Genomic DNA, 14,827 nt, shown 5'->3' with positions numbered 1-14,827 from the left:
CCCGGTCACATTCCGAACCCGGAAGCTAAGCCTCTCAGCGCCGATGGTACTGCAAGGGGGACCTTGTGGGAGAGTAGGACGCCGCCGGACTTAACCTCAGCAACACCAGGGAACCCCTGACCAGCACTGGTCAGGGGTTTTCTGCGTTCACGACCGCTCCGGCGCGGGGCGTGACGGTAGCATTGGCGGGTCATGACTGCGCCATTCACCACTGCTTCCGGGTCCGAGATCCGTGTCCGTTTCTGCCCGAGCCCGACGGGGACCCCGCACGTGGGGCTCATCCGCACGGCGCTCTTCAACTGGGCGTACGCGCGCCACACGGGCGGCAAGCTCGTGTTCCGCATCGAGGACACCGACGCCGCCCGTGACAGCGAGGAGTCGTACGCGCAGATCCTCGACGCGCTGCGCTGGCTCCGGCTCGACTGGGACGAGGGTGTCGACGCCGGCGGGGAGCACGGTCCGTACCGGCAGTCGGAGCGCACGGCGATCTACGACGACGTCATCGCGAAGCTGAAGGCGTCCGGGCACGTCTACGAGTCCTTCGTCACCCCCGAGGAGATGGAGGCCCGCAACAAGGCCGCCGGACGCGATCCCAAGCAGGGGTACGACAACCACGAGCGGGACCTCACCGAGGCCGAGCGCCAGGCGTTCCGCGATCAGGGCCGCGAACCGGCGCTCCGGCTCCGGGTGCCGGACCGTGACCTGAGCTTCGACGACCTGGTGCGTGGCGAGATCACCTTCAAGCAGGGCACGTTCCCCGACTTCGTGGTCGTCCGGCCGAACGGCAAGCCGCTCTACACGTTCACGAACCCGGTGGACGACGCCCTGATGGGCATCACGCACGTGCTGCGCGGCGAGGACCTGCTGTCCTCGACCCCGCGGCAGATCGCCTTGTACGAGGCGCTGTACGAGATCGGGCTCGCTCCGTCGATCCCGGTCTTCGGTCACCTGCCGTACGTGATGGGCGAGGGCAACAAGAAGCTCTCCAAGCGTGACCCCGAGGCGAACCTGTTCCACCACCGGGACGCCGGCATGATCCCCGAGGGGCTCGTCAACTACCTGGCGCTGCTCGGCTGGTCGATCGGTGCCGACCGCGACGTCTTCTCGGTCGACGAGATGGTGGCCGCGTTCGAGGTCACCGACGTCAACCCGAACCCCGCACGCTTCGACCACAAGAAGGCCGAGGCGATCAACGGCGACCACATCCGGCTGCTCGACGCCGCGGATTTCCGGTCCCGCCTGCTGCCCTACCTGACCGACCTCGTCGCCGATCCGCCCACCGCGGAGCAGCTCGAGGTCCTGACGAAGGCGGCTCCGCTCGTCCAGGAGCGCATGCAGCTGCTCGGCGAAGCGCCGGCGATGCTCGGGTTCCTGTTCACCGCCGACGCCGACCTGGTGGTCGAGGACGACGCGCTGGCGTCGCTCAAGGGCGACACCGCCGCGGTGCTCACGGCCGGCATCGCTGCGCTCGAGCAGCTCGACGACTGGCGCACCGAGGCGATCGAGGCCGCGCTCCGCACCGCGCTCATCGACGACCTCGGGCTGAAGCCCCGTGTCGCCTTCGGGCCGCTGCGCGTGGGGGTGTCCGGTCGCCGGATCAGCCCGCCGCTCTTCGAGTCGATGGAGATCCTCGGCAAGGAGTCCACCCTGACGCGGCTCCGCGCCCTCGCGGCCCGCTGAGCGGGGCACGATGAGCACCGCGGGAAGCGCTGCAGGGAGCCCGGACGAGCCGAGCACGCCGGTCGTCCACGACGTGGCGGTCATCGGTGCCGGACCCGCCGGGTTGAGCGCTGCGCTCAACCTGGTGCGGGCGAAGCGGACGGTGCTCCTCGTGGACGCCAACCGGCCGCGCAACGCCGCGACCCTGCGCTCGCACGGCTTCCTGACGCGTGACGGGGTCTCGCCGCTCGAGCTCCGGAAGCTCGGTCGTGTCGAGGTCGAGGCGTACCCGGAGGCGACAGTCGTGCAGGCCGTGGTCGACCTCGTGACGCCCGACGCCGACGGCTGGCGGCTGCACGGGACCTGGCGCGGCACCGAGGTGGACGCGCGGGCGAAGACCGTCGTCGTCGCCACGGGGCTGCGCGAGGAGCTCCCGGCGCTGCCGATGCTCCGCGCGTTCTACGGCACCGCGGTGCACAGCTGCGTCGAGTGCGATGCGTACGACAAGGCGGGGCAGCCGCTCGCGTTCATCTGCGAGACCGATGACGTCGTGGACCGTGCGCTGCTCATCGCGGCGTGGACGGACGACCTGATCGTCTACACGAACGGTGTCGCGCCGCTCGACGACGCCGGGCGTGCGCGCTTGGCTCGTGCCGGTGTCGTGATCGACGAGCGGGTGATCGAGGACCTCGAGGGGGACCGGACCGGGATGACCGGAGTCCGGCTCGTCGACGGCCACGTGGAGCCGCGGACGGGCGGTTTCGTCCGACCGACGTGGCACGCCGACCTCGACTGGCTGCACACGACCGGCGGCACCGGTACCGGCCCGGGCACCGACACGCCCGGCGTGCCGACCGCCCTCGAGCGCGATGCACAGGGGCTCCTCGTCGTCGACCGGGTCGGCCGCACGACGGTCCCCGGGCTGTACGCCGTGGGGGACGTGACCCCTCCCGGGCCGGAGCAGCTCATCGTGGCGGCCGGGCACGGAGCCGCGACGGCCGCTGCGGTGCACCGTGACCTCGTGGGTGGTCTTGCGGACCTCCGGGATGCTGTACAGTAGTTGATCGTGCCCCGGACAACGGGGCCGGAAGGCCAGCAGGCCTTTGGGGTATGGTGTAATTGGCAACACAGCGGTTTCTGGTACCGTCGTTCTTGGTTCGAGTCCAGGTACCCCAGCACTCGAAGAACAGCCCCCGGGAGATCCCGGGGGCTGTTCTCGTTTCCACCGGAGATCCGAAGGCTCCGGACAGCGCGTTCCGAGGTTGCGCGGAACCGCACGATGCGTCGTGTCCACGCGGCCCGCTCCGGGCCCTGGACCGTCCGCGGTTCGCGGGCCGAGCGCGCCGGCGGTGGCGAGCCGTGCCTCCTGGCCGGGTTGCGGGACCCCGCACCGCGCGTGACGCGGCTCGTGGGCGGCACCGCGCCGCACGTACGGTCGCAGGACCGACGCGGGACACGCGGCGGCCCGCCGACGATCATCCGAGGTGTCATCGTGACCTCCGCCGACCCGCTGACGACAGCCGACCACTGGACCCACCGCGCCGCGATCCCGCTGGCCGGCGACCACTCCGTCCTGGACCGCTGGGACCGCGTGGTCGCGCTCCACGGCGACGCAGCGGCACTCGCCGGGGACGGCCGCCCGTACACCTTCCGGCAGGCGGACGGTGCGTCGCGCTCGCTCGCTTCGGTGCTCGACGCCGAGCTCCGACCCGACGACCGCAGCGGCGCGGGAGTGGGCGCAGTCGCCGGCGGAGCGTCGAAGCCGGTCGGCATCATGGCCGGCCAGACCACCGAGGCCGTCGTCGCGATCCTGGCGCTCGTCCGCGCGGGGCGCACCGTGGTGGTGCTCGACGAACACCTGCCGGTGGTCCGGCTCGGACACGTCGCCCGGCTCGCCGGCGTCGACGAGATCGTGGCGGATCCCGCGCGCGCCGACCTCGCGGCCACCGTCGTCGCCGAGCGCGACGGACGCGTGCACGCACTCGCCGACCTGCTCGAACGACACGGCGAGTCGGTGAGCGACGAGCGGGCGACCGACGTGACAGTGGCGGACACGACGGCGGACACGGCAGTCGACGCGACGGCGGACACGACGGCGGACACGGCAGTCGACGCGACGGCCGACACGGCAGCGGACACGGCAGCCGACGCGCCCGCCGGCACCCGCGCCGCCGGCACCCGACCCGGCACCCGCCCCGGCGGCCGCGACCCGTTCGCGATCGTCTTCACCTCCGGCTCGACGGGCATGCCGAAGGGCGTCGTCCTGACGCACCGGCAGCAGCTCGCCAACGCCGAGCAAGACGCCGTCGCCCTCGGCACCGGTCCCGACGACCGGCTCGGCGTGGTCCTGCCGCTGTCGTTCGCGGCCGGGCTGCTGTTCTCGTTCGACACGCTGCTGAACGGGGGCAGCGTCGTGCTCCTCGAACCCCGCGAACTCGGGGTCGAGCGCCTGCTCGCACGGTTCGCCGACGACGGCGTGAACGTCCTCGTCTGCACCCCGCACCTGCTGCGCTCGATCGTCGGTTCGCAGACGGCACCCGGGGCGCAGGCGTCCGGCGCGGCGCCCGCGCTCGGCGGCCTGCGCTTCCTGATGACCACGGGCGAGGCGGTGACCGGGGCGGACATCGCCGCTGCCCGCCCGCACCTCGACCCGACGACGCTGCTCCTCAACGCGTTCGGGTCGAGCGAGACCGGCTGCGTGGCGTACTGCCCCGTCGAGCCCGGGTCGCCGGTGCCCGAGGGCGTCGTCCCCGCCGGGTGGCCGTTGCCCGGCAAGCAGGTGCTCGTGCTGCGCGAGGACGGCAGCCGTGCCGACCCGGGGGAGACCGGCGAGCTCGTCATCGTCTCCGAGGGCCTGACCGCCGGGTACTGGGGCGCCCCGGAGAAGACCGCCGAACGGGCCGGACGCACCGACGACAGCACGCCGACCTGGCGCCAGGGCGACCTCGCCCGGATCGAGCCGGACGGTCGGCTCGTGCTGCTCGGACGGTCCGACGACGCCGTGAAGGTCCGCGGGTACCTCGTCGAGCCGAGCGAGGTCGAGGCGGCGCTCCGCGCGATCCCCGAGGTGCACGACGCCGTCGTCACGGCGCAGGTCGACCCGCCCGCAGTGACCCGCCTGGTCGCGTACGTCGTCGGCCGTCCGGGCCAGCGGACCCCCGCGCCCGCGTCCCTGCGGCTGGCCCTGCGCGACCGCCTGCCGGAGTACATGGTGCCGGCGTCGATCGTGCCGATGACCGAGCTGCCGCGGAACGAGCGCGGCAAGGTCGACCGTGCCGAGCTGCCGGGTGCGCCGAGCATCGAGACCGAGATGGTCGAGGGCGAGTACGACCAGTGGGAGCTCGTGGTCGGGCAGATCTGGGCCGAGGTGCTGGGCCTCCGGGGTGTGCACCTCGACGAGGACTTCTCCGCGCTCGGCGGCGACTCGCTCTCCGCCGAGGAGATGCTCGCCCTCGTGCAGAGCCGCCTCGGCATTGACCTGCGGTCCTCGGACGTCCTGCAGCACCCCACGCTCCGGGCGTTCGCCCGACGGGTGCGCAGCGGCACGACGGCGCTGCCGAGCCACCCCGACGTGGTCAAGGTGTCCGGCGCGCGCGAGTCCGGACGTCCGCCCGTGTTCTGCTTCGCCGGCGGCGGAGCGCTCGCGCTGACGTTCCTGCCGTTGTCCCGCTACCTGCCCGAGCACGACGTGTACGCGTTCCAGCAGCACGGCCTCGAGCGTCGGGGGATGCCGGACTGGAGCATCCAGGCCAGCGCCCGCCGGTACGTCGCCCTGATGCGGATCGTGCAGCCACGCGGACCGTACCTGCTGGTCGGCCACTCGCTCGGCGGGCTCATCGCGCTCGAGATCGCCCGACTGCTCACCGAGAGCGGCGAGCAGGTCGCGCACGTCGCGCTGCTGGACACCTACCTGCCGCGGACGGGCGCCGAGGGGGTCCGGCAGCAGTTCGGCCGGCTCGAGCCGCGCGAGCACCGGAACCCCGCGGTCCGCGCCGCCGGCCAGCGCCTCGCCGGGGCCGTCCGGCGGGTCATGCCCACGGGCATGTCGTGGGGCGACCACGTCGCGAAGCGGGTGCGCGCCTACAGCGCGGGTGTGCTGCGGCACGGCGGCCAGAAGGACTTCGACGCCTTCTTCGACCAGGCCGAGCTCGTCACCCGGCGGCACCACCCGACGCCGTTCCACGGACGGGCGACGTACGTGCTCGCCGACGCGAACCCGGACGCCGCCGGCTGGTCCGCGCTGCTGCGCGGCCGGACCGAGACCGTGCGGATCGCCGCCGAGCACAGCTCGTTGCTGCGGGAACCGCACGTGGCCGACCTCGCGACGGCGCTGCGTGCGGCGTTCGCGACGGAGGGCGCGGCCCGCGACTGAGCCGACCGACGGACGGGAGGCCCGGTGCCAGCTGGCACACCTCCCTCGCAGGCTCGGTCGGCGCGCCCCGCGCAACGCTTCGCGTTGCCGCTCTGCGGGGCGCGCCCGTCCGTTCGTCGGTGCGTCCACGGCACGTGGCCGCGCGGTGTTGCGGGTTTCCGTATCCACGGCCGAGTGTCCGCAATGGACCGCACCGCGCATTGACCGCCTGCCACCCCGCGACGATGGTTGGACACGCGGGGGAGAGTACCCACTCACCTGCGAAGCCGGCGGCGTCGTACCCGCGTCCCGCTGCTCGACCGACGACGGTCACCGTCGTCGATGCGTCATCCGAGGACGCGCCGCTCGTCACACGAGCCACAACCCGACAGCAACCCTGACCCGACAGGACCGCGCCCATGCCCGCACGTACCGTTCGCCCTGCAGACCCGAGGGTCTCCGTCGTCATCCCGGCGCGGAACGAGGCCCGAAACCTCGAGATCATCCTGCCGAAGCTCCCGCCGGTGTACGAGGTGATCCTGGTCGACGGCAACTCCGTCGACGACACCATCGCCGCCGCACAGCGCGTGATGCCCGACATCCGCGTCGTCCACCAGACCCGCAAGGGCAAGGGCAACGCCCTCGCCTGCGGGTTCGAGGCCGTCACCGGCGACGTCGTCGTCATGTTCGACGCCGACTGCTCCGCCGACCCCGACGAGATCCCGCGCTTCGTGCAGGCACTCGTCGAGGGCGCCGACGTCGCGAAGGGCACCCGCTACTCGCTCGGTGGCGGCAGCGACGACATCACGATCGTCCGCAACCTCGGCAACCGCGGTCTGAACATGCTCTGCAACATCATCCTCGGCACCCGCTACAGCGACCTCTGCTACGGCTACAACGCCTTCTGGGCGGACGTCCTGCCGGAGATCGGCCTGCTGTCCTCCGAGCTGCCGAAGCCGGCCGACGGCTCGATGCTGTGGGGCGACGGGTTCGAGATCGAGACCGTGCTCACCTGCCGCTGGTCGGCCGCCGAGCTCGCGATCACCGAGGTCCCCAGCCACGAGAAGCTCCGCGTGCACGGCTCCAGCAACCTCAACGCCGTGACCGACGGCATCCGTGTGCTGAAGTCGATCATGCACGAGCGTCGCCGCGCCGCGATCGGCCGCTCCGAGGTCCGCCGTGCCGCCATGAGCGTTGTGCCGCCGGCCGAGCAGCTCGCCGCGGCGCCGCACGCCGCCGCGCCGCACGCCGCGGCGCCGCACGCAGCCCCGGCTGCAGCGCACGCGACGGTCCACGCGGCCGGGCACGCCCCGGTCGGTGCACCCGTCGCCGCCGTCGCCAGCCTCGAGGAGGAAGTCGCGTGACGACCGTCGCGGTCGTCATCTGCGCGTACACCCAGCAGCGCTGGGGTGACCTGCAGGACAGCGTCGAGTCCGCCAAGCGCCAGCCCGAGGCCCCCGAGGTCGTCGTCGTGATCGACCACGAGCCCGAGCTCCTCGCCCGCGCCGCTGCACGCTGGCCCGAGCTCCGCGTCGTCCCGAACACCGAGGACCGCGGCCTGTCCGGCGCCCGCAACACCGGCGTCGCCCTCACCGACGCCGACGTCGTCGCGTTCCTGGACGACGACGCCACGGCCGACCCGGACTGGCTCGGCCACATGCTCACCGCACTCGAGGACCCCGACGTCGTCGGCGTCGGCGGCCGGGCCACCCCGTCCTGGCCCACCGCCACCGGTGCCGGCCCCTACGCGGACGAGCTCCTCTGGATCGTCGGCTGCTCCTACCGGGGCCTGCCCGAGACCCCCGGCGACGTGCGCAACGTCATCGGTTCGAGCATGGCCTTCCGCCGTGACGCGATCATGCTCGCCGGCGGCTTCCGCTCCGGTATCGGCCGCGTCGGCAACCAGCCGCTCGGCTGCGAGGAGACCGAACTCTGCATCCGCATCGCCCAGGCCCGTCCGGGTGCGCGCATCCGCCACGAACCCCGGTCGAACGTCTCGCACCGGGTGTCCCCGGACCGCGTGACGATGCGGTACCTGCGTCGTCGCAGCTACTACGAGGGCATCTCGAAGGCCGTCCTGAGCCGCCGCGTCGGCACGGGTGACTCGCTCGCCAGCGAGTCGACGTACCTGACCAAGGTCATCCCCGGAGCGGTGCTGCGCGAACTGCGGCACATCGGCCGCGGCGGCGCCCTGCGCGCCTTCGCGATCGTGCTCTCCGTCGCGTCGACCGTCACCGGCTACGCCGTCGGCCGTGTCCTCGGCGGCGTCGTCGTCCGCACCCCGGCCACCGTGCCGGTCGCACAGCCGGTGGGCACGAGGTGACCCGCGCGACCCTGGCGATGGTCATCTCGCCGATCGTGACCGGCCCGCTGTCCCCGACGTGGGACGGCGCCCTGTGGGTCGGCGAGGTCGACCGGGCCGACGTGCACGCGTCCAGCCACCGTGACGTGGTCGCACTCGAGGGCGCCGCGGGCTACCGGCGCGCTCGACTGCTCGTCCGCGACCACGGCGAACCCCTCGGCTTCGTCGAGGCGGACATCACCGAACGTCGCCGCATCGGCGGGACCATCGACGTCCGGACCCTCCAGCGCGCGATCCGGCCGATGCCGGTGCCCGAGCGTCGGCCGGCAGCAGGTCTGGTGCTGCCGTCCGTCACCGTGGTGCTCTGCACGGACGGGGCCGCCGGCACGACCATGCGGTCGGTGCTCGCCAACGAGTACCCCGACTTCGACGTCGTCGTCGTCTCGCACGGCGCCGACGACAGCGGCGCCGCGACGGTCGCGATCGGCGGACGCCGCGTCACCACGATCGCCGCGCCGGCCGGTGGCCTCGCCGCCGCCCGCAACGCCGGACTCCTCGCAGCGAGCGGCGACGTCGTCGCGTTCGTCGCCGAGGGTGCCGTCGTGGACGGCGACTGGGTCGCCGCGCTCGCCGGAGCGTTCGCCGCGGACCCCGACGTCGCCTGCGTCACCGGACTCGTCCCGAGCGCCGAACTGCGCACCCCCGCGCAGCGCTGGCACGACGACCGCACCGCGGCCGGCCGGACCGTCCGCCGTCGGGTGTTCCGCCTCGACGACACCGACGACGCACCCCCGCACCACCCCTTCGCCGCCGCTGCCTACGGCACCGGTGACAACCTCGCCGTGCACCGTGCGACCGCGCTCCGGATCGGCGGCTTCGACACCGCCTTCGGACCGGGGACCCGCGTCGGCGCCGGCGACGACCTCGACCTCTTCACACGACTGTTGTTCGCCGGATCCGCGATCGCCGTCGAACCGGCCGCCATCGCGTGGCAGCGATCGGCGGACGACGTCGCGTCGCTCCGCGCCGCCGCTGCCGCGCACGGCCACGGACTCGGAGCCTGGATGACCAAGAACGCCATCGACCGCGAGTCGCTCACCGCATCGGTGGACGCAGCGCCCGAGGCGCTCAGCGCCTTCGCACGACTCGGCCTCGAGCAGGGCGACCGTGTGACGGACATCGCCGGCGACCAGCCCGGCACCGGCGAGGACCGCGTCCCGGACGCGGTCGACACCGAGTTCGCCGCCACCCGGCGGCGACTGCGCGGGGTCGAGCGTCGCTCGGTCCTGGCGGCGCCGTTCCTCGCACTCACCGAACGGCTGCGCGGCGGCGGCACCATCGACCGGAACGCCCGTGGCCGTCACGAGCTCCGGCACGGCCTGGCCTCGGCCGGTCCGGCCCGCCCGGTCGCGGTGGACGCCATGAGCCCGGTCGCGCGGCTCACCGCAGCGGCGATCGTCGTCCTGACGCTCCTCGTCGCCGGGGTCGCGGCGCTCGCCGGACTCCCGGTCCTGCGGGGGAGTGCGATCGGCGTGTACCTCTTCGCGCTGCTCGGCGTCGCCCCGCTGCTGCTCGTCCGCCCGATGCCGTTGGCCCGGTTCAGCGTCTTCGCGGTCACGGCGTCGCTCGTCGGGACGATCGGCATCGGCTACACGATGGCGACCTTCCAGCTCTGGAACCCCACCGCGCCGTTCGTCGGTGTCGTCGTGCTCACCGCGGTCGCCCTCGCCGTCGCCGTGCCGCGGGACGTCGCCGAACTGCAGCGGGCACGCCTCGCGCCGGTCGCCGAGGGGGCCACCGCTCGCCGCTGGACCACCACCCACACCGTCACGGCCGGCTCGGTCGTCGGGCTGCTCGTCATCGTCGTCGCTGCGCTCACGCACATCGGCGACCCGGTGCCGGACGGGCTGTTCGGCTCGCTCGGCCCCGGCCTGGTCGTCGGACTGGCGATCGTCGTCGCCGCTGCCGTCGTCGCCCTGGTGCGCGGCCGCGGACTCGCGATCCCGGTCGTCGTGCTCGGTGGGTCGATCCAGCTCGCGCAGGCCATCACCTACGGCATGCCCACCGTCATGGCGGCCGCCCGCCACATCGGCGTGCTCGAGTACATCCGACGCTGGGGCTCGACGAACCCGGCCGCCGACATCTTCCAGACGTGGTCCGGGCTGTTCGCCGGCGGCGCCTGGGTCGCGGACGTCGGCGGGATCGACAACGCGATGACCATCGCCGCGTGGGTCCCCGTCCTGCTGGCCTTCAGCACGACGATCGCCGTCGGGGTCCTCGCCGCCAACTGGCTGCCGGGCAACCGTCGCCCCTGGATCGCGGCGTTCCTGACCGCGATGACCGGCTCGCTCAACACGACGTACTTCTCGCCGCAGTCGGTGGGCATCCTGATGTCCCTGGTGATCCTCGTGCTGGCCGTCGGCCCGCTGCGACGCACCGCCGCGACCGCTGCCGACGGCGTCCGCTCGACGGTCCTGCGTGCACGCCGCGTTGGCCTGTCCCGGATCATCGCCATCACCCTGATCGGCATCGTGCTGGTCGTCACCCACCAGATCTCGCCGTACCTTACGGTCGCCGCACTCGTGACGCTCATCGTGTTCCGGCTGCTCCGACCCTGGTGGCTCCCGATCGTGGTGCTCGTGCCGGCCGTCGGCTTCGCCCTGCTGAACGACGACATCCTGGGGAAGTTCCTGTCCCTCGGGGCCGTCGGCAAGGTGCTCGACAACGTGCAGCCGCCGTCGCACGACATGACCGTCCTACCGAAGCCGCTCGTCACCCGGCTCGCGTTCGACATCCCCGCAGCAGCGCTCGTGGTGCTCGGCCTCGTCGCCGTGATCACGGTGCTGATGCGCCGGGACCGCGTGCACTGGGGGCTGCTGGCCACGGCCGCGAGCCCGATCTCGCTGCTCGTCGCGACGAACTACGGCCAGGAGGGCATCTTCCGCGTCGTGCTGTTCGCCACACCGTGGATCGCGATCCTGGCTGCGGGGCTCCCGATGCCCAGTGGCCGGTTGGCTCCCGTCGGGCGCCTCCTCACCCGCACGATGCGGCCCACGGCCGTCCAGGTGGTCGTCGCCGCAGCAGCGGTGGCCGCGATGGTCGGGGTCGGCGCCTTCGGCCAGACGGCCCTGGACTGGAACCGCGTCCCGACGCGCAGCCAGTCGGCGGCCACGCAGTTCTACGACTCCACCGCGCCGAAGGGTTCGATGATGCTGCTCACCGGGTCGGCCAACGCCGTCCCGAGCAACACCGGCGCCCGCTACTTCGACGTCGGGGCACTGTCCCGCGAGGTCCTCGGGGCGTACCCGGAGCCGCAGGGCTACGACGCCGAAGCCGACGTGTCCACGATGACCCGCCAGTTCGTCCTCGACTGGCCGGCGACGAAGTACTACGCCCTGGTCGCCGAGCCGTTCGGCGCCTACGACGAGCGCTACGGCTACCAGACCGACGCCGACTACCAGGAGCTCGCGGCCGCCATGGCCGACTCGCCCTACTGGAAGCGCGTCTTCGACTCCGGCACCACCGCCGTCTACGAACTGACCCCGGAAGGGCTGGCACATGCCACGAGCTGAGCACGACACGGTCCGGACCTCCCGGCGGACGCGGCGCATCGGCGCCGCGTCCGCCGCGGCGGTGCTCGGCCTCGTGGCGTTCGTCGTCCCGACGCTCACCGCGACCGGTGGAGCGGCGCTCGCCGACACCACGACCGGACAGTCGTCGGCGTCGGGGGCCGCCGCCGGTGCGGACTGCAGCGCCGGCCGGGTGCTCACGATGGTGGCCCACGCCGACGACGACCTGCTCTTCTCGGGCACCGAACTGCGCGCCGACGTCGACGCGGGCAAGTGCGTCCGCTCCGTCGTCGTGACGGCGGGCGACGCCGGCAAGCCCGCCTGGTACTGGCAGGCCCGTGAGGACGGCCTGATGGCCTCGTACGCCGAGATCGCCGGCGTCGACGCGGACTGGACCACCGGTCAGGTCGTCGTGGCCGGGAAGACCCTGCGCACGGAGACACTGGCGACGCATCCCGAGCTCAGCCTGGTGTTCCTCGAGCTGCCGGACGGGAACATCGACGGGTCGGGCTTCGCGGGCACCGACGACGAGAGCCTCGAGAAGCTCTACGAGGGCCACATCCCGACGATGCACACTGTGGACGGGGCGTCGCAGCCGACGTCGTACTCGCTGACGTCCCTGCGCGCGACCTTCGCCGGGCTCGTCACCGGGTACGCGCCCACCGAGATCCACACCCTCGACCACGGCGGCGCGTACGGCGACGGCGACCACAGCGACCACCACACCGTCGCGTACCTCGCCGACGAGGCCCAGGCGACGTACACCGCGGCCCACACCTTCACCGGGTACCTCGGGTACCCGATCGCGAACCGCCCCGCGAACCTCAGCGCCGCGCAGACCGCCGCGAAGGCGGCCGCGTTCTTCGCCTACGCCGCGTACGACGGTGAGACCTGCGGTTCCACGTCCGCCTGCGCGTCGCGCCCGGAGGGCTCCTGGCTGAGCCGGCAGTACGCCGTCGGCTCGTCGGCCGAGCCCCCGACCGACCCCACCGACCCGACCGACCCGCTGCCCGCGCAGGGCACCGACGTCACCGCCGGTGCGACCGTCACCGCGAGCGCCGAGAACCCGGCGGACGGCCAGACGGCCGTCAAGGCCGTCGACGGTGTGGTGAGCGGGTACCCCGACGCCCCGACCGCCGAGTGGGCGGCTCCGTGGGGCGGCGTCGGCACCTGGATCCAGCTGGGCTGGGCAGCCGGCACGACCCTGCACGAGATCGACCTCGCCGACCGTCCGAACGGCGACGACCAGGTCACCGGCGGCACGCTGACGTTCTCCGACGGTTCGAGCGTCGCGGTCCCGTCGCTCGACAACGGCGGCGCCGTGCAACGCGTCACGTTCAGCGCCCGGCAGGTCAGCTGGGTGCGGTTCACGGTCGGTTCGGTCAGCGGCACGACCCGCAACGTCGGCCTCGCCGAGATCCGGGCCTTCCGGCCGGCGGACACGACGCCGACGCCGACCCCGACCCCGACGCCGACGCCGACCCCGACGCCGACGCCGACCCCGACGCCGACGCTGTCGGACGTCACCGGGTCGTCCACCCCGACCGCCGCGTGGGACGACCAGTCCACCGGGCAGACCGTCGCCAAGGCAGTGGACGGTGTGGTGTCGGGCTACCCCGACAACACGACGGCCGAGTGGGTCGCCCCGTGGGGCCGGACCGGGGTCTGGATCCAGCTCGACTGGGCCGCCTCGCAGCGGCTCGGCCGGATCGTGCTCCACGACCGCCCGAACGGCGCCGACCAGGTCACCAGCGGCACCCTCACGTTCTCGGACGGCAGCCAGGTCGCGGTCGGCACCCTGCCGAACGGCGGCGACGCCCTGACGGTCGACTTCACCCCGCGTGACGTCACCTGGGTGCGGTTCACGGTGACGGGTGTCTCGGACAGCACGGGCAACGTCGGACTCTCCGAGATCCGCGCCTGGACGACCGGGTGACCGACGAGCAGGGCGACGGCCAGGAGGCCCGCCCCACGTGGTCGGAACACGTCGCCGACGACGCGGCGTCGGCCCACGGCGCCCCACCGGCACACGGTCGTGGCCTGTCCCGGCACCGGCCGTCGCGGCGCGCCGGCACCCGCCGGACCGCGTTCGCGGCCGGCGCCCTGCTCGTGGCTGCCGGCATCGTCGCCGGCACCACGACCGCGACCACCACGGCGAACGGTGACGACGTGACCCTCGACGACCCGAGCGGCGTCTCGATGCCGAGCTCCGAGCCGGAGGGGTGGACCCGGGTGTTCGGCGAGGACTTCGCCGACGCCGCCACGAACCGGACCTTCGAGTCCCGGTACTCGGACCGGTTCGTCGCCTACCACGGGTTCGCCGACACCGCGGGGACGGGGCGCTACCAGGCGTCCACCCTGTCGACGCACGACGGCGTACTCGACGTGCGGCTGCGCACCACCCGCGCCGGGGTGCCGCTGGCGGGCGGTGTCGTGCCGCTCGTCGACGGCCAGTGGGGCGGGCAGACCGCCGGCCGGTACAGCATCCGGATGCGGAGCGACGAGGTCGACGGCTACGGCGTGGCCGTGCTGCTCTGGAGCGACGAGAACCTCTGGTCGGACGGCGAGATCGACTTCCCCGAGGGAGCGCTCGGCGCCCCTGCGTGGCTCAACGTGCACTGCCTGGCGGACCCCGCCGAGAAGTGCATCCACCAGCAGACCGAGGCGTCGCTGAAGGACTGGCACACCTACACGATCGAGTGGACCGCCGACCGGATGTCGTTCCTGGTCGACGACGAGGTCGTCGGCACCACGACGGAGAACATCCCGACGGCTCGGATGCACCTGGTGGTGCAGGCCGGGTCGAACGCCGGGAACCCGCCGGCGGATGCCGCCGGGTCGCTCCTCATCGACTGGATGACGATCGACGTGCCGGCGGACGGTGCCGAGCCGAGCGCGTCGCTGCCGGACGACACCGCGACGACGGTCCCGGACGACTGAGCGGTC

General features: G+C 73.0%; 8 protein-coding genes, 1 tRNA gene and 1 rRNA gene. All 10 read left to right on the top strand.

The features are described 5' to 3' along the window. A 5S ribosomal RNA gene (gene rrf, locus ACVKXF_RS11010) occupies window positions 1-90 on the top strand; the annotation flags it as partial. 102 nt (window positions 91-192) lie between these two features. Further along, on the top strand, window positions 193-1,680 hold the full coding sequence (gene gltX / locus ACVKXF_RS11005; RefSeq protein WP_456795713.1) for a glutamate--tRNA ligase: 1,488 nt from the start codon (window positions 193-195) through the stop codon (window positions 1,678-1,680). A 10-nt stretch (window positions 1,681-1,690) separates the two neighbouring features. Next, on the top strand, window positions 1,691-2,719 hold the full coding sequence (locus ACVKXF_RS11000) for an NAD(P)/FAD-dependent oxidoreductase (RefSeq protein WP_456795711.1): 1,029 nt from the start codon (window positions 1,691-1,693) through the stop codon (window positions 2,717-2,719). Window positions 2,720-2,763: 44 nt separating this feature from the next. Continuing rightward, window positions 2,764-2,835, top strand: a tRNA-Gln gene (locus ACVKXF_RS10995). Window positions 2,836-3,151: 316 nt separating this feature from the next. Next, window positions 3,152-6,031 carry a non-ribosomal peptide synthetase gene (locus tag ACVKXF_RS10990; RefSeq protein WP_456795710.1) on the top strand — a complete coding sequence of 960 codons (2,880 nt, stop codon included), beginning with the start codon at window positions 3,152-3,154 and terminating at the stop codon, window positions 6,029-6,031. A gap of 398 nt (window positions 6,032-6,429) precedes the next feature. Continuing rightward, window positions 6,430-7,374 carry a glycosyltransferase family 2 protein gene (locus ACVKXF_RS10985; RefSeq protein ID WP_456795709.1) on the top strand — a complete coding sequence of 315 codons (945 nt, stop codon included), beginning with the start codon at window positions 6,430-6,432 and terminating at the stop codon, window positions 7,372-7,374. Further along, window positions 7,371-8,333: a glycosyltransferase family 2 protein gene (locus ACVKXF_RS10980; protein ID WP_123312247.1), complete on the top strand. Its 963-nt coding sequence runs from the start codon at window positions 7,371-7,373 to the stop codon at window positions 8,331-8,333. Before ACVKXF_RS10985 ends, ACVKXF_RS10980 begins: the two co-directional genes overlap by 4 nt. Next, on the top strand, window positions 8,330-11,884 hold the full coding sequence (locus ACVKXF_RS10975) for a glycosyltransferase (protein WP_456795708.1): 3,555 nt from the start codon (window positions 8,330-8,332) through the stop codon (window positions 11,882-11,884). The genes ACVKXF_RS10980 and ACVKXF_RS10975 overlap by 4 nt, the downstream gene beginning before the upstream one ends. Next, window positions 11,871-13,817 (top strand): DUF7402 domain-containing protein, encoded by a 1,947-nt coding sequence (locus tag ACVKXF_RS10970; RefSeq protein ID WP_456795707.1) that lies wholly within the window; start codon window positions 11,871-11,873, stop codon window positions 13,815-13,817. The genes ACVKXF_RS10975 and ACVKXF_RS10970 overlap by 14 nt, the downstream gene beginning before the upstream one ends. After that, entirely contained in the window at window positions 13,814-14,821 is a 1,008-nt protein-coding gene (locus tag ACVKXF_RS10965) for a glycoside hydrolase family 16 protein (protein WP_456795706.1), read from the top strand. The genes ACVKXF_RS10970 and ACVKXF_RS10965 overlap by 4 nt, the downstream gene beginning before the upstream one ends. The last annotated feature ends 6 nt before the right edge of the window (window positions 14,822-14,827 follow it).

The sequence above is a fragment of the Curtobacterium sp. PvP017 genome (genome assembly GCF_054060195.1).
The sequence above is the reverse complement of the archived record's forward strand: the minus strand, read 5'-3'. Positions and strand labels throughout refer to the sequence as shown.

Bases quoted from the DNA above. Each gene is read 5' to 3' on its own strand.
- gltX (WP_456795713.1), top strand. From the start codon at position 193: ATGACTGCGCCATTCACCACTGCTTCCGGGTCCGAGATCCGTGTCCGT.
- ACVKXF_RS11000 (WP_456795711.1), top strand. From the start codon at position 1,691: ATGAGCACCGCGGGAAGCGCTGCAGGGAGCCCGGACGAGCCGAGCACG.
- ACVKXF_RS10985 (WP_456795709.1), top strand. From the start codon at position 6,430: ATGCCCGCACGTACCGTTCGCCCTGCAGACCCGAGGGTCTCCGTCGTC.
- ACVKXF_RS10970 (WP_456795707.1), top strand. From the start codon at position 11,871: ATGCCACGAGCTGAGCACGACACGGTCCGGACCTCCCGGCGGACGCGG.